Raw genomic sequence first — 16978 nt, 5'->3', positions numbered from 1 at the left:
CTTAAATCCCCTTAGCGCGGCAGGCCGAGCATGCGCTCGGCGATGATGTTGCGCTGGATCTCGTTCGACCCGGCATAGATCGGGCCTGCGAGCGCGAAGATATAGTCGTCGATCCAGTCGACGGGGTTCGCGTCCGGCGCTTCGTGCGTGAGTTCGGCCTGCGGTCCCAGGATATTGAGCGCGGTTTGCGTGAGGTGAATGTCGAGTTCGGACCAGAAGATCTTGTTGGTCGACGCCTCCGGGCCGATCTTGGCGCCCGCCATCAGCCGCGAGGCGGTCTGGTAGATGTTGAGCGCATAGGCGTCGGCATTCATGTGCGCGCGTACGACATCGGCTTCGAGCGCGGGGTCGGCCGTTTCTTTGTTGGCGGTCCACAGCTCGGCAAGCTTCTTCGCTGCTACCTGATAGCGGGCAGGGGAGCGCAGCATGAGGCCGCGTTCAAAGCCTGCGGTCGCCATGCAGATATGCCAGCCCTGGCCTTCGTCGCCGAGGCGATTGAAGGCGGGGACGCGGACATTTTCGAGGAAAATCTCGGCGAAACCGACATGGCCGTTGATCTTCTTGATCGCATTGACCGTCACGCCCGGCGCATTCAGCGGGAAGAAGGCCAGGCTCATGCCCTTGTGCCGCTCGCTGCCCGGCTCGCGGAACAGGCCGAATGCCCAGTCGGCGAACACCGCGCGGGAAGACCAGATCTTGTGGCCGTTCAGGATATATTCGTCGCCCTCACGCACGGCGGTCGCCCGCACGCCTGCCAGATCGGACCCGGCCATCGGTTCGGACCAGGCCTGCGCCCAGATTTCCTCGCCCGACGCCATCTTGGGCAGGAAACGCTGCTTCTGCTCATGAGTGCCGAATTCGATCAGCGTCGGACCCAACAGGAAAATGCCATTCTGGTTGACGCGGCCCGGCGCCCCGGCGCGATAATATTCTTCCTCGAAAATCAGCCACTGGATGAGGTCAAGGCCGCGCCCGCCATATTCCTTGGGCCATGTCACCATGCCCCAGTCGCCCGATTTCAGCGTCTTTTCCCATTGGCGATGCGCTTCGAAACCTTCGCGCGTTGCGTCGAAATGCTCCAGCGATCCCTGCGGCACATGGGCTTCCAGCCAGCTGCGCACTTCGGCGCGGAACGCCTGCTGTTCGGGGGTATAAGTCAGGTCCATCAGAATTTCGCCGCGCCCTTATTGTCCACAAAGGCGTCACGCGCCTTCTGGCTGTCTTCATGCATATACATTTCGAGCGTGAAGCCCTGCTCGATCCGGTAATGTGCCGAGGGGTCGGTGGGCTCGATGAGATTGAGCGCCTGCTTGGCGATGACCAGGGCCGCGCGGCTCTTGGACGCGATGATTTCGCAGAAAGCGTAGGCCTCGTCCTTCAGGCTTTCGAGTGGCACGACCTTGTGCACCGAGCCATGGCGATAGGCGTCCTCGACCGGGATGCGCCCGCCGGTGAAGAAGTTGGCGCGCACCATTTGAACGGGCAGCATGCGGCTCATGAAGGCGGCTCCCCCCATCGCGCCGCGATCGATCTCGGGCAGCGAGAAATAGGCGCCTTCCGCCGCGATCAGCGCGTCGCAGGCGCCCGCGATATTGACGCCGCCGCCGATGACGAAGCCGTGGAGCGCGCCGACCACGGGGATCGCGCATTCGCGGATCGCCTTGAAGGTGAGGTAATTATCCTTGTTCAATTTGGCGATGCGCTCGGGGTGGGCCTGCATCTCCTTGATGTCGACGCCGCCGCAGAAACCGCGGCCTTCGGCGCGGATCAGGATGCACTTCACATCTTCGTTCGCCGCCGCTTCGTAAACCATGGCCGGGATCGATTCCCAACCCTTGGTGTCGAAGGCGTTGACCGGCGGATGGTCGAACAGGATTTCGGCGATGGCGCCCTTGACGGTCAGCGTAATCGGCATTGTCTTCCCTCTTCTTCAGGCGGCGCTGGCGGTCTCGCGGCCCATCGCGGCGAGCGCGGCCAGGCGCTCATGCGCCTCGGCGACGATGCGATCGACCAGTTCCTGGCAGCTGGGTATTTCAACGATGCGTCCGCCGACCACGCCGGTCGCCATCACGCCATGTTCGATGTCGCCCTCGACCACCGCCTTCTGGATCAGCATCGGCATGGTCGCGGCCATCATCGCCTGTTTGAGCGGCATCGCGCCATGCGCCGTCATGCCGCGCGCTGATTTGATGAAGTCGATCCAACTCGCGCCGGTCTGCTTCTTCATCGCCATGCCGGCCTCGATCGCGCGCAGCCACATGCCCAAGGAACCGGACTTTTCGATCTTGTCCATGAGGCGGGTGCGGACCATCCGCTGCGGAATGCCGTCAAGCTTGGTGGTGACGATGATGCCGTCGGTCGTGGCTTTCAGATAAGCCGCCTTGGTCGTGTCGGGCACCGGGCTTTCCTTGGTGAGCAGGAAGCGCGTGCCCATGGCGATGCCGACCGCGCCATAGGCGAGCGCTGCGGCCAGCCCGCGCCCGTCGGCAAAGCCGCCGCTGGCGATCACCGGCACCTTGACCGCGTCCAGCACCTGGGGGAGCAGCACGGTGGTCGGCACGGAGCCTGTATGCCCACCGCCTTCGCCGCCCTGGACATTGACCATGTCAACGCCGAGCTCGACCATCTTCTGCGCATGCTTGACCGCGCCGACGGTGGGGACGCAGAGGATGCCTGCATCCTTGAAGCGGCCGATCATTTTGGCATTGGGACCGCGGCCGAAGGAGACGGCGCGCACCTGATCCTTGTTGGCGAGGATCAGCTCGACGATTGCGTCAGCGCCGGGCTGAAAGCTGTGGAAGTTGACGCCGAAGGGCCGGTCGGTGCCCTTGCGGACGGCGAGCAGCTTCTCGCGCGCTTCGTCCGGCGTCATCACCGCCGCGCCGAGGAAGCCGAAGGCGCCCGCATTGCTCGACCCGATGACGAGGCTGGGTTCAGCGACCCAGCCCATCGCGGTCTGGATGATCGGCCAGCGGCAGCCAAGCCGCTCCGTCAGGATCGTGTGCAGCGGATCGCCCATCATTCGCTCGCCTGTTTCTTATTGGCCTCGGCCATCTTCTTGGCATCGAGGCCCGCGATCGAACTGCCCTGGACGAGGTCGTTCTGGGCATGGGCGAAATGGTGCATATGATATTGCGCGTCCATCGCGTTGCGCTTGCCCATCAGCTCCTCGACATGGTTGATCGCCTGCTTGGTGAGCCAGTTGCCAAGGCGGGGCTGGGCGACGAGCTTGGCCGCCATGCCTGCCACCGTCTCGCGCAGCGCCTCGCGGGAGACGATCTTGTTGACCATGCCGAAGCTTTCGGCCCGCTGCGCGCTCATCCGCTCGCCCAAGAGCAGGAACTCCTTGGCGACGCGCGGGGGCAGCTCATAGGCATGGGCGAAATATTCGACGCCCGGGATGCCCATGCGGTTGACCGGGTCCTGGAAGAAGGCGTCGTCGGTCGCGACGATGAGGTCGCACACCCAGGCGAGCATGAGGCCGCCCGCGACGCAGGCCCCCTGCACCATGGCGATGGTGGGCTTGGGCGCATCGCGCCAGCGCCGGCACATGCCGACATATTGCTCCTTCTCGCGGGTGTAAAGCAGTTCGGCCGCGGGCTTGTTGACATGGCCGGGCACCAGCAGCCGGTTCTCGAAATGCTGGTGCACGTCGCGGCCCGGCGTGCCGATGTCATGGCCAGCGGAGAAATGCTTGCCGTTGCCGCCCAGCACGATCGCGCGCACATCGTCATCGTTCACGGCGCGTACGAACGCGTCATCAAGGGCATAGGTCATCTGGCCGTTCTGGGCGTTGTTGAAGCCCGGACGGTTCATCATGATCCACGCGACATGGTCGATCACCTCATAGGTGACCGGCTCATCCGTTTCGTAAACAATGTCGACCTTTTGCGGTTCGACCAGGCGGTCGGTCTCGTTCATCGTCAGGCTGCCCTTCTGTCTCCGGCCGGATTGTCCTTGAACACGGTCGCGCGGACATTATTGGGGTCGATCCTGGCGATCAGCTCCAGCTGCTCGGCCGTTGGCGCGGGCGTGGTGGGGATTTCGCCATCGATTTTTGCCAGCGGGAAGCCGGTATTGTCCTGCACTTCCTCGAACGTCACACCCGGATGCAGCGAGATCACGCGGATCTGGTGATCCGGCCCGCCGAAATCCATCACGCAAAGGTTGGTGATGATGCGGCGCAAGTCCAGGCCCTGGGGCGCAGCGCCATTGCGGTAGCGCGCCGGGTTGTAGCCCGCCATGCACACGAAATCGACCTCGCCTTCCACGAACGCACGCTTGTTGTGGTTGGCAAAGAAGAAGCTGTTGGGATGGCTGATCGAGTTGCCGGGGAAGCCGCGCGCGCCGAGCATCGCTGCCTTGGGCTTCTTATGGTCGCCGATCACCGAGATGTTCGCCTGGCCATAACGGTCGATCTGCACCGGGCCAACCAGCGCATGGCGGCGGCCGCTCCAGAGCGCCGAGAAGACGCGGTCATAATTGGCGATGCCTTCGAACTCGGGCTCGGCGGTGCGCTTGCCCGGGCCGACCGGCTCGCTGGTGTACCAGGCCTCGCCATCGGTGGTCTGGATCGCGGGCGCGAAGCTCAGTTTGGCAAGGCCAGCGCCGATGCGGGGGAGGGGGCCGATGCCGGTCGCCATCACTTCGCCATCCTCGCGCCAGACTTCGGCGCAGGCGGCGATGACGAGTTCAGCGAGCGAATAGCTGTTCTGGGTCATGGGTCTCTCGCTTAGTAAATGGGGACGGGGAGCTGCTTGACGGCGTCCGCGCCGCCGATCGCTGCCTGATAATCGGCTTCCGACACGTCGATATATTTCGCCTTATACTCGGCCCAGGCTTCGGGCGAGGCGGCGCTTTCGACATAGGTCTTGATGTGCTTGAGATCGAGCTGATAGTCGGGGTCAGCGCTCGAGGGATGCGCGCCCAAGGGTGCCTCGGCAACGCCGGTGATCATCGCGCGCTCGACGAGGTTGTAGCGGCTGTTCTTCTTCATATCGAGCTCAGCCGTCGGCACGATCTTCTCGACCGTCGCGTAGCTTTTCTTGGCTGCGCGCACGAGCAGTTCATCGAAGATCGGATCGACCGAGAGGGTGAGGATATTGCCGCGCTCGTCGGAACGATGGGCATGGATCAGGGCGATGTCGGGCACCAGCGCTGGCATGGCGACGAATTCCTCGCCATCGGCATAGGGGCTCTTCACGAATTTGAAGTCGAAGCCGTCTTGCGTGATGATGTCGGTGCCGATGCCCACGCGCGTCGGCAGGAAGGGCAGCTTCATCGCGCCTGCGCGCAGACCCCAGTGATACATGCCCTCGTCAAGCTCGAGCACCTCGAAGGCGCCCGCCTGGCGGGCGTTGCGGAAATGGGGTTCGAGCGGATAATGGTCGAGGCTGGCAAAGGCGAAGACCAGCTTCCTGATCTTGCCGGTGGCGGCGAGCAGGCCGATGTCCATGCCGCCATAGCCCGCCATGACGGTCAGGTCTTTCAGGTTCGAGCGGGCGATGGCGCGGATCAGCGCCATGGGCTTGCGGCGCGTGGCCCACCCGCCGATGCCGATGGTCATCCCGTCGGAAATCTGGTCGACGATGTCGTCGACGCTCATGCGCTTGTCGAGCATAATGTCAGTCATCCTTTTGCGTCAGTCCTGCTCGTGAGCCCATTTATGGCCCCAGTCGCTTACAGAAAGGCTGGTGGTGGGGACCCAGGTCGCCGGGTCGATTACAAGGCCGTTCCAGCCATATTCGATGTCGAAGCCGCCGGGCGTCTGCATGTAGAAGCTGGTCATCTTGTCGTTGACATGACGACCCAGCGTTGCCGAGAGCGGCACCTTGCCCTTGCTCTTCAAAACCCGGTCATAGGCGCGGCCGACATCCTCAAGGGAGCCGACCTCCAGCATCATGTGGACAGCGCCATTGGGGCTTTCGGGCAGCTGGCCAAGCGCCAGGCTGTGATGGCGGCCATTGCAGTGCATGAAGGCAAAGCCCACGCCCGGATCATCCTCGCCCCCACCCATCAGGTAGAAGCGGCCAAGGTCGGTGTCGCCAAAGCCCATAACGTCTTTATAAAAAGCGTGGGTCTCGTCGAAATTGGGGGCAGTGAGCACGACATGGCCCATCCCCATGTCGCCGTCCGCGCCATGGGGGCTGCCGGTCACGAAGCGGCTGACGCCCGCGGGCGAGACGAAGGGGGCGTAGTCGACGAAGCGGCCGTAGAAGAGCTCCATCGGGTTACCCGCCGGGTCGGACGAGCGGGCCAGTTCATAGACCTGACGGCCACGCGCTTCCATGACCCCCGCCCGTTCCACCGGACGGCCCGCCGCCTCGAGGCGGGCCAGCACCGATTCGAAAGCGTCACGATTCGCGCATTCCCAGCCTGGCGCCACGAAGCGGTCGGCCGCGCCTTTCTGCACCCGCAGGCGCCAGGGCCGGTCGTCCATGCGGAACAGCGCGACATCCTCGCTTGCCGAAGGCGCCGCCATCAATCCCGCGATATTGCAGGCAAAATCCTGCCAGGCGCCCAGGTCCCGCGCCTCGATCACCACATAGCCTAGCGATATCACTGCCATTTCAAGCGCCTCGCCTTCTTTCCTGTCTGCCAGCCATGCTCTGCCGCAGAGCGTTGCAAAATGACCTTCCCCATACGCATATGGCAAGCGCTGCCGCCTGTTTCGCACTTGCAGGGGGAGGCGCAGTTAAGCGCGCTCACGAGCTTATGGCAATTCGTTCCCAATCCGCCTATAAGCAACGGCCCAAATGCGCAAGCCCTGTTTGCCTTGACAGTTTGCGTAATAGCAGTTTACATAATCTACGCATATAGCAAATCTGAAGTAGAGTCGCCTACAATGGAGAAGATCATGACCGGGGCAGTAGCAAGCCGACCCATTGACGAGGCGAATGCCGGGATACCTTCACCCGAAAGTCTGATCGCCAAAGCCAGAGCCATGATCCCGACGCTGCGCCAGCGCGCGCGCGCCTGCACCATCGCCCATGACGTGCCCCCCGAAACCGTCGCCGAGATGAAGGCGGCCGGCTTCTTCCGCGTGCTCCAGCCCAAGCGTTACGGCGGCTATGAGATGCACCCCAATGTCTTCTTCGAAATCCAGAAGGCGCTCGCCGAAGGCTGCATGTCGACAGGCTGGATCTACGGCGTGCTGGGCTGCCACCCCTATGAACTCGCCCTCTTCCATGACGAGGCGCAGAAGGAAGTGTGGGGCGATGATCCCGACATGCTCGTCTCCTCCACCTATCAGCCGGTCGGCAAGGTGGAGAAGGTCGAAGGCGGCTTCTACCTGTCGGGCCGCTGGGGCTTCTCCTCAGGCTCCTCCCATTGCGGTTGGGTGCTGCTTGGCGCGATCAATTTCGACACCGATGGCGGCCCGCCCGACATGCGCACCTTCCTGCTGCCGCGCTCCGACTATCAGGTGATCGAGGGCACCTGGGACACGTTCGGCCTCCAGGGCACCGGCAGCTTCGACATCGTGGTCGAGCGCGTGTTCGTGCCCGAACATCGCACCCACAAGGCGAGCGACGGCTTTGCCGGCACCAATCCGGGCCAGGAAACCAACACCGCCCCGCTCTACCGCATCCCCTGGGCGCAGCTCTTCATCCGCTCGGTCTCCAGCGCCGCCTTCGGCGGCATCCGCGCCGCCACTGGCGCTGCGATGGAGATCATGGGCAACCGCGTCTCGACCAACACCGGCAAGGCGTCCAAGGCCGACCCCAATCTCCACGCCGCCATCGCCCGCGCGATCGCCGAGACCAATGAGATGGAACTGACCCACCGCACGACCTTCAATGACCTCATGGACTATGCGGGCCGCAATGAGCCCGTGCCGATGGAAAAGCGCGCGCTCTTTGCCTACCAGTCCGCCAGCGTCGTGCGCCGCATGGCCGAACTGGCCGACGGCATGGTCAAGCTGCTGGGCGGCCGGGCGGTCTATATGTCGAGCCCGATCCTCCAGCCCTGGCTCGACCTTCACGCCGCGCGCGCCCATGTCGCCAATGACCCGGCCAACCGCACCAGCGATGTCATCGGCACGATCAATGGCGAACCACCCGCCTTCACCTTCATCTGAAGCGAGCATCTGACCATCTGACATCTGGACAGCATCGGGCCAGGACAAAAGAGGATATCCATGGGCAGTGAATTGATCCGCAAGACCTATAGCGTTGCGGGCGGATATGAGATTTCGATCGCGGAAATCGCAGGGGCGCAGGCAAACGCCCCCACCGTCATCTTCATCCATGGCAGCGGCCCCGGGGCATCGGGCGCGTCCAACTTCCGCAACAATGCGCAAGATTTTGCCGATGCCGGTTACCGCGTTATCCTGCCCGACCTCATCGGCTATGGCGCCTCGTCCAAGCCGGAGGCCGATTATCCGCTCGAGCTGTTTACCCAGACCCTGCTCGACGCGCTCACGCAGCATGGGATCACAAGCGGCCACCTCATCGGCAACTCGCTGGGCGGCGGCATCGCCCTCCAGATCGCGCTCGACCACCCTGAATTCACCATCGGCAAGCTCGTCCTGATGGCGCCGGGCTGCGTGGCGGAACAGATGAGCTATTTCACCATGCCCGGCATCGCCAAGATGCGCTCGGGCTTTGGCAGCCCTGAATTCAACATCGAGGAACAGCGCCGCCTGATCGGCAACCTCATGCACCCATCCTCGGCGCACCTGATCACCGACGCGCTGGTCGAGGAACGTTTTGCCGTCGCGCGCACCCAGCCCAAGGATGTGCTCGCCCGCGTCAAGACGCCGGACCTCGGGGTGCGCCTTGGCGAGGTCAAGCAGCCGATCTTCGTCCTCTGGGGCCTCAATGACGAATTCTGTCCCGAAAGCCACGCCCGTCTCTTCCTCGACGCCTGCCCCGACGTGCGCTGCCTCACCTTCTCGCAGACCGGCCATTGGGTGCAGGTCGAGCGGGCGGCAGAGTTCAACCGCTACTCGCTGGACTTCCTGAAGAATGGCTGACGCTGCTCCTGCGCAATCCGTGCCTGTTCCAGAGCCCGTCGATGTCACCGCTGGCCTTAAGGGCGCGATGCGCCGCCTGCCCTCGGGCGTGGCGATCGTCACCGCGCTGGGCGAGGGCAAGACGCCGGTCGGCATGGCCGCGACCTCGATCACCTCACTCACCATGGATCCGCCCGCCGTCCTCGTCTGCGTTAACCAGACAGCGGGCATCCACGCCCATCTCTCGCCTGGCTGTCCGGTCAGCATCAACCTCCTCTCGCGCCACCAGCGCGAAGTGTCGGCAGCATTCGGCGGCGCGGTGGCGCGCGAGGCGCGCTTTGGCGTTGGCAACTGGACCCCCGATGCCCATGGCCTTCCCATCCTCGATGAAGCGCAGGCCAACCTCTCCTGCACGATCGAGAGCATGACCCCCTTTGGCACCCACAGCATCGTCATCGCCCGGGTCAAGGCGGTGCGCCTGTCCGACGCGGTCGATCCCCTCATCTTCCAGGACGGAGCCTATCTGTGAGCGATAGCCTGAACGAAACATTGGCGGACGAGCTCTACCAGGCGCTGCGCGAGGGGCGCACCGTGCCGCCGCTGATGGCGCGTTACCCGCAGCTTGGCATCGATGACGCCTATGCGATCTCGCTTGGCGCGCTCGAACGCCGCAAGGGTGATGGCGAGCGCGTCATCGGCAAGAAGATCGGCGTCACCTCCAAGGCCGTGCAGGACATGCTGGGCGTGCACCAGCCCGATTTCGGTTTCCTGACCGACCGCATGTATATCGAGGGTGACATCGATGTCGCGGCAAACGGCCTCATCGCGCCGCGCGCCGAGGCGGAGATCGGCTTCATCCTCAAGGACAGCCTCAAGGGGCCGGGCGTCACGGCGGAAGATGTGATCGCCGCGACGGAGAGCATCGTTCCCTGTTTCGAGATCGTCGATAGCCGCATCCAGGACTGGAAGATCGGCATCGTCGACACTGTCGCTGACAATGCGTCCTGCGGCGTCTATGTGCTGGGGGACGCGCGCGTGAACCCGCGCGAGCATGACCTCCCCAATCTCCATGTCACCGTCACCAAGAACGGGCAGCCGCTGTCGGAAGGCTATGGCCATGCGGTGCAGGGGTCGCCAGCGCAGGCGGTCGCCTGGCTCGCCAATACGCTGGGCGCCTATGGGGTAACGCTCGACGCCGGGGATGTGATATTGTCGGGCAGCCTGGTGCCGCTCGAACCGGCGCGGCCAGGCGATATATTCGAGATGCAGCTCCACGGGGTTGGCAGCTGCACCGCGCGCTTTATCTGAATATGAAAAGTGGCGCATCGCTTGCGGGCGATGCCGTGAGGAGTAAGTAATGACGGGCAAGGTCAAGGCGGCGATCATCGGGTCGGGCAATATCGGCACCGACCTCATGATCAAGATGATCAAATATCCCCAGAATATGGAACTGGTGGCCGTGGTCGGCATCGACGAGGCGTCCGAAGGCCTCGCCATGGCGCGCGAGCGCGGCGTCGCCACCACCCATGAAGGCCTTGAAGGCCTCATGAAGATGGATGTCTATCCCGACATCGGTATCGTGTTCGACGCGACCTCCGCTTACGCCCACAAGGTCCATGACGAAGCGCTGCGCAAGGACGGCAAGCAGGTGGTCGACCTCACCCCCGCCGCGATCGGCCCCTACACCATCCCGACGGTCAATGGCGAAGCCAATCTCGATGCTGGCAACGTCAACATGGTGACCTGCGGCGGGCAGGCGACGATCCCGATGGTTGCCGCCGTCTCCCAGGTCGCGACCGTCCATTATGCCGAGATCGTCGCGTCGGTCTCCTCGCGCTCGGCGGGTCCGGGCACCCGCGCCAATATCGACGAGTTCACCCGCACCACCGCAGGCGCCATCGAAAAGGTCGGCGGCGCGGCGCAGGGCAAGGCGATCATCATCCTCAATCCCGCCGAACCGCCGATGATCATGCGCGACACCGTGTTCACTTTGTCCGAAGGCGCGGATGAAGAGACGATCCGCGCCTCGGTCGAGGCGATGGTCAAGAAGGTGCAGGCCTATGTGCCGGGCTATCGCCTCAAGCAGGACGTGCAGTTCGAGCGCTTTGGCGACAACAACAAGCTCACCATCCCCGGTCGCGGCGAGTTCACCGGCATCAAGACCATGATCCTGCTCGAGGTCGAGGGCGCGGGCGATTATCTGCCCAGCTATTCGGGCAATCTCGACATCATGACCGCCGCCGCCAAGGCGACCGGCGAGCTGCTCGCGCAGCGCATCGCCCAGGGCAAGACGGTCGCCGCTTGAAGCGCGCGCCCACGGAGTATCAAGACATGACCAGCACATTCAACGTCGAGGCGGGCGACAAGCTCTACATTCAGGACGTGACGCTACGCGATGGCATGCACGCCATCCGCCACATGTACGGCATCGACCATGTGAAATCGATCGCCAAGGCATTGGATGACGCAGGCGTCGACGCGATCGAGGTTGCCCATGGCGACGGCCTCAATGGCGCGAGCTTCAACTATGGTTTCGGCGCGCATACCGATTGGGAATGGCTCGAAGCGGTCGCTTCGGTGCTGACCAAATCCGTGCTCACCACGCTGATCCTGCCGGGCGTCGGCACGGTCGAGGAACTGCGCCGCGCCTATGACATCGGCGTGCGCTCGGTGCGGGTCGCGACCCATTGCACCGAGGCCGACGTCTCGAAACAGCATATCGGCATCGCCCGCGATCTTGGCATGGACGTCTCGGGGTTCCTGATGATGAGCCACATGATCGATGCCGAGAAGCTCGCGGCCCAAGCGCTGCTCATGGAAAGCTATGGCGCGCAGTGCGTCTATGTGACCGACAGCGGCGGCGCGCTCGACATGGACGGGGTCAAGGCCCGGTTCGAAGCCTATGACCGGGTCTTGAAGCCCGAGACCCAGCGCGGCATCCACGCTCACCATAATCTCTCGCTCGGCGTCGCCAACTCGATCGTCGCGGCGCAGTGCGGCGCGGTGCGGATCGACGCCTCGCTGACCGGTATGGGTGCGGGCGCGGGCAACGCGCCGCTCGAGGTGTTCATCGCCGCTGCCGAGCGCAAGGGCTGGAACCATGGCTGTAACGTCATGGCGCTGATGGACGCGGCCGAGGATCTGGTTCGCCCCTTGCAGGACCGGCCGGTTCGGGTCGATCGCGAGACCCTCGCGCTGGGCTATGCCGGGGTTTATTCCTCGTTCCTGCGTCATGCCGAAAAGGCCGCCGAAACCTACGGCCTCGACACCCGCACTATCCTCGTTGAACTCGGCCGTCGCAAGATGGTCGGCGGGCAGGAGGACATGATCGTCGATGTCGCCCTCGACATGGTCAAGGCGCGCGAAGCCGCGGCCTGATCAGCCGCCGGGCGCGGCTTGTCCGCGCCCGGCACGGCTCATGCGGAACAGGAGGAGAGGATATGGCCGATAGACGCCTGTCGCTCGACCATATCACCGTCACCGACACCACCCCCTGGCAGCTGGCGCAAATCGCCGCACAGGTGGGCTGCGCAGGCATCTGCCCGTTCCTCCATTCCATGGAGGTGCTGCCCGCCATGCCCAGCTATGACCTGGTGCGCGACCCCCAGGCGCTGCGCCAGACCCGCGATGCGCTCGCCGCCACCGGGGTCACGGTCGACCTCATCTACCCCTTCACCATGGCGGGGCGCACCAATCCCGCTGACTTCATCCCCGCGCTCGAAACCGGCGCCGCGCTTGGCGCGCCCCTCGCCAATGTCCTGTGCTACGACCGCGATCCCATCCGCCGCACCGAGAAGCTCGTCGAACTGGCCGAGCTTGCTTCAGGGTTCAACATCGCCCTCGCAATCGAATTTTATCCCCCCTCCCAGGTCCAAACCTTAAGGGCCGCCCTCGACGAAATAGCCCGTTCCGGCCGATCCGACATCAAGGTCACAGCCGACCTCCTCCACATCATGCGCGGACCCGAACCAGACACCAGCTTCGCCCTCCTTGCCCACCCCGCCATCGCCATCGCCCCGATAGCCGACGGCCCAACAACCATCGATCCCAGCGAACTCGAACGCGAAGCCGGCATCCAGCGGCAACTCCCCGGACAAGGCACGTTCAATATTCCAGCGTTCCTCCACGCCCTCAATCCCAACACACCAATCAGCGTCGAAATACCCCAGCAAGACGCCATCGAACAAGGCATCAACCCGCAAATGCGGGCGCAAATGGCGGTGGATTGCGTGAAGGAAGTGGTGAAAAGAACGCACTGAAAAACAAGAAATAGGAAAATAGGAAAAATAGGATGGCGCCGCAGATTTTTTTACATAGCTAAATTACGCGTTTCTTACGCATCGGGTCGCTGAGCGATCATCTCCGTCGTAATATTCGGCGAAGCGGGCATCGTAGCGTTGCGTCCTCGCCAGATGCGCTACGGCCTATGCCACTGTTTCCATGGGCCTCATGTGGCACTCTCCATTTCCACACGCTATACCTCCGTGGATCGACGGGAGTCATGGCGGCATGCAGATAAGGAATGGGCGGATGACAGCGCCGCCCTCATTGGACGCGCTGGACAATAATATCATCGAAATCCTGCGGACCAATGGGCGAGCGACCAATCAGGATATTGCGCAGCAGCTATCGGTGACCGCCGCGACCGTTTCGGCACGGTTGCAGAAGATGGAAGATGCGCGCGCCATGCGCGTGGTCGCCGTGACCGACTTCGCCGCCAGGGGATATAATGTCATCCTGGCCGTGGGCGTCAGGGTGCAGGGGCGCGGCATTCAGGATGTGGGCCGCGATCTGGCGAAATTCCCCGAGGTGCTGAGCGTCAACGCCATGAACGGCGGATATGACCTGGAATTGATGGTGGCGCTGCACGATTTTTCCGAGGTTCAGCAATTCCTCTACGATCATATTTCCGGCATCGAGGGTGTTGCCCATATCGATTCCGGTATCGCGGTGGATATCGTGAAATATGAATTCAATGTGGTGCCCTTGGGGCCGACCTGACTTTCACGGGGCCTGCTCTGCGGATAACGACGGCTTTGGCCTGATGGCGCAGGCGGCAGCGAGATCGTTGGTTACGTTGCCCACCGTGCGAAACAGGTCCGGTATCGCCTCAATCGCGAGGAGCAACGGCAGCGCTGTGACGGGAATGCCCGCAGCGATGCAGACAGGGGCGATCGTCGCGAAAAAGGATATTTGGGCCGGAAGACCTACCGCGCCGAGGCTGATGGGAACGGCGACCAACGCGATCAGCGCAAGGGTCGCGGCCCCAGGAAAGATGCCGTGCATATGCCCGAGATAGATGGTGACCGCGACGTTTGCGGCGACACTGGCCGCGCGGAATAGCGAAACCGCCATCGGCAGCACGATGGCAGTTGTTTCTTCGGGAACATCCAGCTCGCGGGCCGCATCCACCATTACCGGCAAGGTCGCGAGTGATGATTGGGTGCCCAGTGCTACCGCCTGAGCGGCCAAGGCCGATCGCCCGAAGCGCAATGGGGAGCGACCGCCTGCAAAAGCTGCCCAGATATAGGCGAGCAGCGTGGCGGCAAGGCAGCAGGCTATGACAACCGCCACATATTGGGCAAAGGCGCCAACCACGCCGACGCCCAGCTTCGCGCCCGCGCCGAATGCCAAGGCGGCTACGCCGACAGGTGCAACCGCCAGCACCCAACCCACGATGATCAGCATGGTTTCGACCAGTCCGCGCAGCAGTCCAAGCAGTGGATCGGCCAGGTCCGTGCTGATGCGAGAGATGGCGAAGCCGAAGAATATCGCGAATGTGACGAGCGGGACCATGGCGGTTTCGGCGGCGGCCTTCAGAGGATTTGCAGGAATGATTCCGCGAAACCATTCGCTTTGTGAAAGAGGGGGAGGGGAGGTGCCTCCGGCCTCCGCCAATCCTTGAGTGACAGGCCAGAGCCGCAACAGCCCTTCTGCCAATAAGGCCGCTGTTACAGAGGCGGCGGTCAGCATCAGGGCGAAGAGGATGAGGGCGCGGGTCGCGATGCTGCCAGCAGCGGCATTGCGGGAGGCGGAGGCGATGCCGGTGACGAGCAGGCCGAAGATCAGCGGGACCACTGTCATGGTTAGGGCATCGAGCCATAGACTGCCGATCGGCAGCAGGATTTTACCGACGAACTCCTGTGCCGGCCCACTGGTGGCGATGCCTGCAATCAGGCCGATGAGAAGACCGGCAAGAAGGTGCAACGGCCGACCCTTCACCGCGATCAAGCTGGGCTGTCCTTTCGTTCGATGATCGCGGCTATGAGCGCGATGCGGTCGACGTCGGAATAGGCCTGATTTTCCAGTTCTTCGCCAAACACATCCGGGTCGATTTCGGTGTAGCGTAGCGCGCAGTTCCGCGTCGCTGCAAGATCGGCCAAGCGGTCCTTCAACTGGTCGTGGCCATCGACGATCGCGCTGCCAGTGTAAAGAATGAAGCGCCCGTCAGCGGTCAGCCGGGGGAGGGCCTGCTGTGCCATCATAAGCGATACTTCAGCACCGTGCATGCCCCCGCCGTCACGATAGGCGCGGCCTGCGGCGTCCATGATATAAGGAGGGTTCGCGAGCAGGAGGTCGAACGTCCCATGTGCCGCGGACAGATCGCCGGTCTGGCGGAAGCGGGCCGTGATACCGGCGGCCTGCGCGTTGATGCGGGCGAGATAAAGCGCGAGGGGATTGATGTCGGTCATCAAAATATCGACAGCAGGGCAAAGATGACCGGCCACTATCCCGCCTACCCCGGCGCCTGTGCCGATATCGACAAGCCGCGCGCCCTTCTTTTGCGGGCATCGAGACAATTCATCGCCGATCAATCGCGCGAAGCGATAGCTGTCAGGTCCGAAGAATACCGCTTCCTGACAATCAGTCGGATAAGCGGAGTGAAGGAGCAGGTCGTTCCCAAGCGATGACACGCGGAAGCGGCTTTTCAGGCCGTCGCCATGTCTTTCCAGTGCGTTGGCCTTTGTCAGGATGCGAGCAAGTTCCGGGTCCAGCAGCTTCGGATCGAACGGTAGCGACCAGCCGAAAATATCCCGCAGGTCATGGGCAGACCGACGTGACGCTCGTTCGACAACCCGTGCATGCGTGGCGGGCGTGGGGGTGACGAAACTATATCCACGGTTCTTCAGGACGTGTAGCAGATCAAGCAGAACGGCTGCCCGGCCGTCGCCAGCCACGATGTTCCCGTCGGTGCTATCTTCTTCCAATGGCTCGACCGCCACCGGTGCCCCCAACTCTATGTGCTCCATGCCCGCTTCTCCCATCATGAGGGCAAAACGCGGAGAGTGGCGTGTCGGGTCCCGTTATCGCATTTCTCTGAAGGGGTGGGAAAGTCAGCTGTCCATTTTGCCCAGGTTTGAACGGATGCCGTTCAGGAACAGTCCCGTGACCAACCGTGCATGCGCGGCCATTTCGCTGAGCGTAAGCGGAGGCTCGCCGAACAATAAGCGGCGTTGCCATTCGCCAAAGGCCATGGCGACGAATTGCATGGCGAAGCTGCGGCTTTCCGCGGCGGAGGCGCCTTCTTTCTTCAGCATCTCCGCAACCGGACTGACCTGATACCGTTCAAACTGGTGACGAGCGATCTTTCGCAGTTCGTCGAACTCTCCGCCTTCCCGGTAGATAAGCCGGGAAATCCGCATGCTGCGGGTCGAGGAAAGCTGGCGCTGCATTTCCGTCGCGTAGGTGACAAGGCGCGTGTGCAGGTCACCCTGTAGCTCGGGGACGTCCGGCTGAAGCTGTGCGCCCGAATATTCGAGGCAGGCGGCAAAAAGCGCCAGTTTGTCGGGGAAATGATTGTAGAGGGTGCGGCTCGACACCTGCGCCTTTTCCGCGATGTCGCGCAAGGAGGCCGCGTGAAAGCCTGCACGGGCAAATTCCTCCACCGCGATGAGAATCAGGTTCATGCGCTTCTGTTCGGCCGCCTCCGCCGTCGGGCGGCCCGCTCGCCTCTTGGTGCTCGTTTCATTCATCTTTTGCCTCGTCGCGCAGCGGAAGAGCAATGGCAAGCAGAGTTGTCATTGA

18 protein-coding genes are annotated in these 16978 nt (G+C 63.1%); 8 read left to right on the top strand and 10 right to left on the bottom strand.

What is annotated here, in order from left to right; genetic code table 11:
• Positions 1-11 precede the first annotated feature (11 nt).
• The 7 genes from ACZ51H_RS14065 to ACZ51H_RS14035 are packed head-to-tail and all read right to left on the bottom strand — an operon-like array spanning position 12 to position 6568.
• A complete protein-coding gene (locus ACZ51H_RS14065) occupies positions 12-1166 on the bottom strand; it encodes an acyl-CoA dehydrogenase (protein WP_464803000.1) in 1155 nt (384 codons plus the stop codon).
• Positions 1166-1915 (bottom strand): enoyl-CoA hydratase family protein, encoded by a 750-nt coding sequence (locus tag ACZ51H_RS14060; protein ID WP_464803001.1) that lies wholly within the window; start codon positions 1913-1915, stop codon positions 1166-1168. The genes ACZ51H_RS14065 and ACZ51H_RS14060 overlap by 1 nt, the downstream gene beginning before the upstream one ends.
• Positions 1916-1930: 15 nt before the next feature.
• Complete coding sequence (locus ACZ51H_RS14055) at positions 1931-3019, bottom strand: NAD(P)H-dependent flavin oxidoreductase (RefSeq protein WP_464803466.1); 1089 nt, start codon at positions 3017-3019, stop codon at positions 1931-1933.
• Complete coding sequence (locus ACZ51H_RS14050) at positions 3019-3921, bottom strand: enoyl-CoA hydratase (RefSeq protein ID WP_464803002.1); 903 nt, start codon at positions 3919-3921, stop codon at positions 3019-3021. Before ACZ51H_RS14050 ends, ACZ51H_RS14055 begins: the two co-directional genes overlap by 1 nt.
• A gap of 2 nt (positions 3922-3923) precedes the next feature.
• Entirely contained in the window at positions 3924-4721 is a 798-nt protein-coding gene (locus ACZ51H_RS14045; protein WP_460988404.1) for a CoA-transferase subunit beta, read from the bottom strand.
• Positions 4722-4732: 11 nt separating this feature from the next.
• Positions 4733-5632 carry a CoA transferase subunit A gene (locus tag ACZ51H_RS14040; protein WP_449468756.1) on the bottom strand — a complete coding sequence of 300 codons (900 nt, stop codon included), beginning with the start codon at positions 5630-5632 and terminating at the stop codon, positions 4733-4735.
• 9 nt (positions 5633-5641) lie between these two features.
• Complete coding sequence (locus ACZ51H_RS14035) at positions 5642-6568, bottom strand: VOC family protein (RefSeq protein WP_464803003.1); 927 nt, start codon at positions 6566-6568, stop codon at positions 5642-5644.
• Between the two features lie 288 nt (positions 6569-6856).
• On the opposite strand from ACZ51H_RS14035, the gene ACZ51H_RS14030 reads away from it, so the two are divergent.
• The 8 genes from ACZ51H_RS14030 to ACZ51H_RS13995 all read left to right on the top strand — a co-directional run bounded on the left by ACZ51H_RS14030 (position 6857) and on the right by ACZ51H_RS13995 (position 13954).
• Positions 6857-8077 (top strand): acyl-CoA dehydrogenase family protein, encoded by a 1221-nt coding sequence (locus ACZ51H_RS14030; protein WP_464795496.1) that lies wholly within the window; start codon positions 6857-6859, stop codon positions 8075-8077.
• A gap of 60 nt (positions 8078-8137) precedes the next feature.
• Entirely contained in the window at positions 8138-8974 is an 837-nt protein-coding gene (locus ACZ51H_RS14025; protein ID WP_464803004.1) for an alpha/beta fold hydrolase, read from the top strand.
• Positions 8967-9482, top strand: coding sequence for a flavin reductase family protein (locus tag ACZ51H_RS14020; protein WP_464803005.1), 516 nt, complete (start codon positions 8967-8969; stop codon positions 9480-9482). The genes ACZ51H_RS14025 and ACZ51H_RS14020 overlap by 8 nt, the downstream gene beginning before the upstream one ends.
• Positions 9479-10261 (top strand): fumarylacetoacetate hydrolase family protein, encoded by a 783-nt coding sequence (locus ACZ51H_RS14015; RefSeq protein ID WP_464803006.1) that lies wholly within the window; start codon positions 9479-9481, stop codon positions 10259-10261. Before ACZ51H_RS14020 ends, ACZ51H_RS14015 begins: the two co-directional genes overlap by 4 nt.
• Before the next feature lie 49 nt (positions 10262-10310).
• Complete coding sequence (locus tag ACZ51H_RS14010; protein WP_464803007.1) at positions 10311-11258, top strand: acetaldehyde dehydrogenase (acetylating); 948 nt, start codon at positions 10311-10313, stop codon at positions 11256-11258.
• A 26-nt stretch (positions 11259-11284) separates the two neighbouring features.
• A complete protein-coding gene (dmpG, locus tag ACZ51H_RS14005) occupies positions 11285-12331 on the top strand; it encodes a 4-hydroxy-2-oxovalerate aldolase (RefSeq protein WP_464803008.1) in 1047 nt (348 codons plus the stop codon).
• A gap of 62 nt (positions 12332-12393) precedes the next feature.
• Complete coding sequence (locus tag ACZ51H_RS14000) at positions 12394-13212, top strand: sugar phosphate isomerase/epimerase family protein (protein ID WP_464803352.1); 819 nt, start codon at positions 12394-12396, stop codon at positions 13210-13212.
• Positions 13213-13483: 271 nt separating this feature from the next.
• Positions 13484-13954 carry an Lrp/AsnC family transcriptional regulator gene (locus ACZ51H_RS13995; protein ID WP_196227476.1) on the top strand — a complete coding sequence of 157 codons (471 nt, stop codon included), beginning with the start codon at positions 13484-13486 and terminating at the stop codon, positions 13952-13954.
• A gap of 3 nt (positions 13955-13957) precedes the next feature.
• On the opposite strand, the gene ACZ51H_RS13990 is transcribed toward ACZ51H_RS13995, so the two are convergent.
• The 3 genes from ACZ51H_RS13990 to ACZ51H_RS13980 form a co-directional block, all read right to left on the bottom strand.
• Positions 13958-15175 (bottom strand): dicarboxylate/amino acid:cation symporter, encoded by a 1218-nt coding sequence (locus tag ACZ51H_RS13990; RefSeq protein WP_464803484.1) that lies wholly within the window; start codon positions 15173-15175, stop codon positions 13958-13960.
• A 5-nt stretch (positions 15176-15180) separates the two neighbouring features.
• Positions 15181-16203: a methyltransferase gene (locus tag ACZ51H_RS13985; RefSeq protein ID WP_464803351.1), complete on the bottom strand. Its 1023-nt coding sequence runs from the start codon at positions 16201-16203 to the stop codon at positions 15181-15183.
• A gap of 84 nt (positions 16204-16287) precedes the next feature.
• A complete protein-coding gene (locus ACZ51H_RS13980; RefSeq protein WP_464803350.1) occupies positions 16288-16926 on the bottom strand; it encodes a TetR/AcrR family transcriptional regulator in 639 nt (212 codons plus the stop codon).
• Positions 16927-16978 lie beyond the last annotated feature (52 nt).

The organism is Sphingobium sp. TomMM15, assembly GCF_055397045.1.
The sequence above is the reverse complement of the archived record's forward strand: the minus strand, read 5'-3'. Positions and strand labels throughout refer to the sequence as shown.

What these genes read in the sequence shown, in the direction of transcription:
- ACZ51H_RS14065 (WP_464803000.1), bottom strand. Translation starts at nt 1,166, where the DNA reads ATGGACCTGACTTATACCCCCGAACAGCAGGCGTTCCGCGCCGAAGTG.
- ACZ51H_RS14060 (WP_464803001.1), bottom strand. Translation starts at nt 1,915, where the DNA reads ATGCCGATTACGCTGACCGTCAAGGGCGCCATCGCCGAAATCCTGTTC.
- ACZ51H_RS14055 (WP_464803466.1), bottom strand. Translation starts at nt 3,019, where the DNA reads ATGGGCGATCCGCTGCACACGATCCTGACGGAGCGGCTTGGCTGCCGC.
- ACZ51H_RS14050 (WP_464803002.1), bottom strand. Translation starts at nt 3,921, where the DNA reads ATGAACGAGACCGACCGCCTGGTCGAACCGCAAAAGGTCGACATTGTT.
- ACZ51H_RS14045 (WP_460988404.1), bottom strand. Translation starts at nt 4,721, where the DNA reads ATGACCCAGAACAGCTATTCGCTCGCTGAACTCGTCATCGCCGCCTGC.
- ACZ51H_RS14040 (WP_449468756.1), bottom strand. Translation starts at nt 5,632, where the DNA reads ATGACTGACATTATGCTCGACAAGCGCATGAGCGTCGACGACATCGTC.
- ACZ51H_RS14035 (WP_464803003.1), bottom strand. Translation starts at nt 6,568, where the DNA reads ATGGCAGTGATATCGCTAGGCTATGTGGTGATCGAGGCGCGGGACCTG.
- ACZ51H_RS14030 (WP_464795496.1), top strand. Translation starts at nt 6,857, where the DNA reads ATGACCGGGGCAGTAGCAAGCCGACCCATTGACGAGGCGAATGCCGGG.
- ACZ51H_RS14025 (WP_464803004.1), top strand. Translation starts at nt 8,138, where the DNA reads ATGGGCAGTGAATTGATCCGCAAGACCTATAGCGTTGCGGGCGGATAT.
- ACZ51H_RS14020 (WP_464803005.1), top strand. Translation starts at nt 8,967, where the DNA reads ATGGCTGACGCTGCTCCTGCGCAATCCGTGCCTGTTCCAGAGCCCGTC.
- ACZ51H_RS14010 (WP_464803007.1), top strand. Translation starts at nt 10,311, where the DNA reads ATGACGGGCAAGGTCAAGGCGGCGATCATCGGGTCGGGCAATATCGGC.
- dmpG (WP_464803008.1), top strand. Translation starts at nt 11,285, where the DNA reads ATGACCAGCACATTCAACGTCGAGGCGGGCGACAAGCTCTACATTCAG.
- ACZ51H_RS14000 (WP_464803352.1), top strand. Translation starts at nt 12,394, where the DNA reads ATGGCCGATAGACGCCTGTCGCTCGACCATATCACCGTCACCGACACC.
- ACZ51H_RS13995 (WP_196227476.1), top strand. Translation starts at nt 13,484, where the DNA reads ATGACAGCGCCGCCCTCATTGGACGCGCTGGACAATAATATCATCGAA.
- ACZ51H_RS13985 (WP_464803351.1), bottom strand. Translation starts at nt 16,203, where the DNA reads ATGGAGCACATAGAGTTGGGGGCACCGGTGGCGGTCGAGCCATTGGAA.
- ACZ51H_RS13980 (WP_464803350.1), bottom strand. Translation starts at nt 16,926, where the DNA reads ATGAATGAAACGAGCACCAAGAGGCGAGCGGGCCGCCCGACGGCGGAG.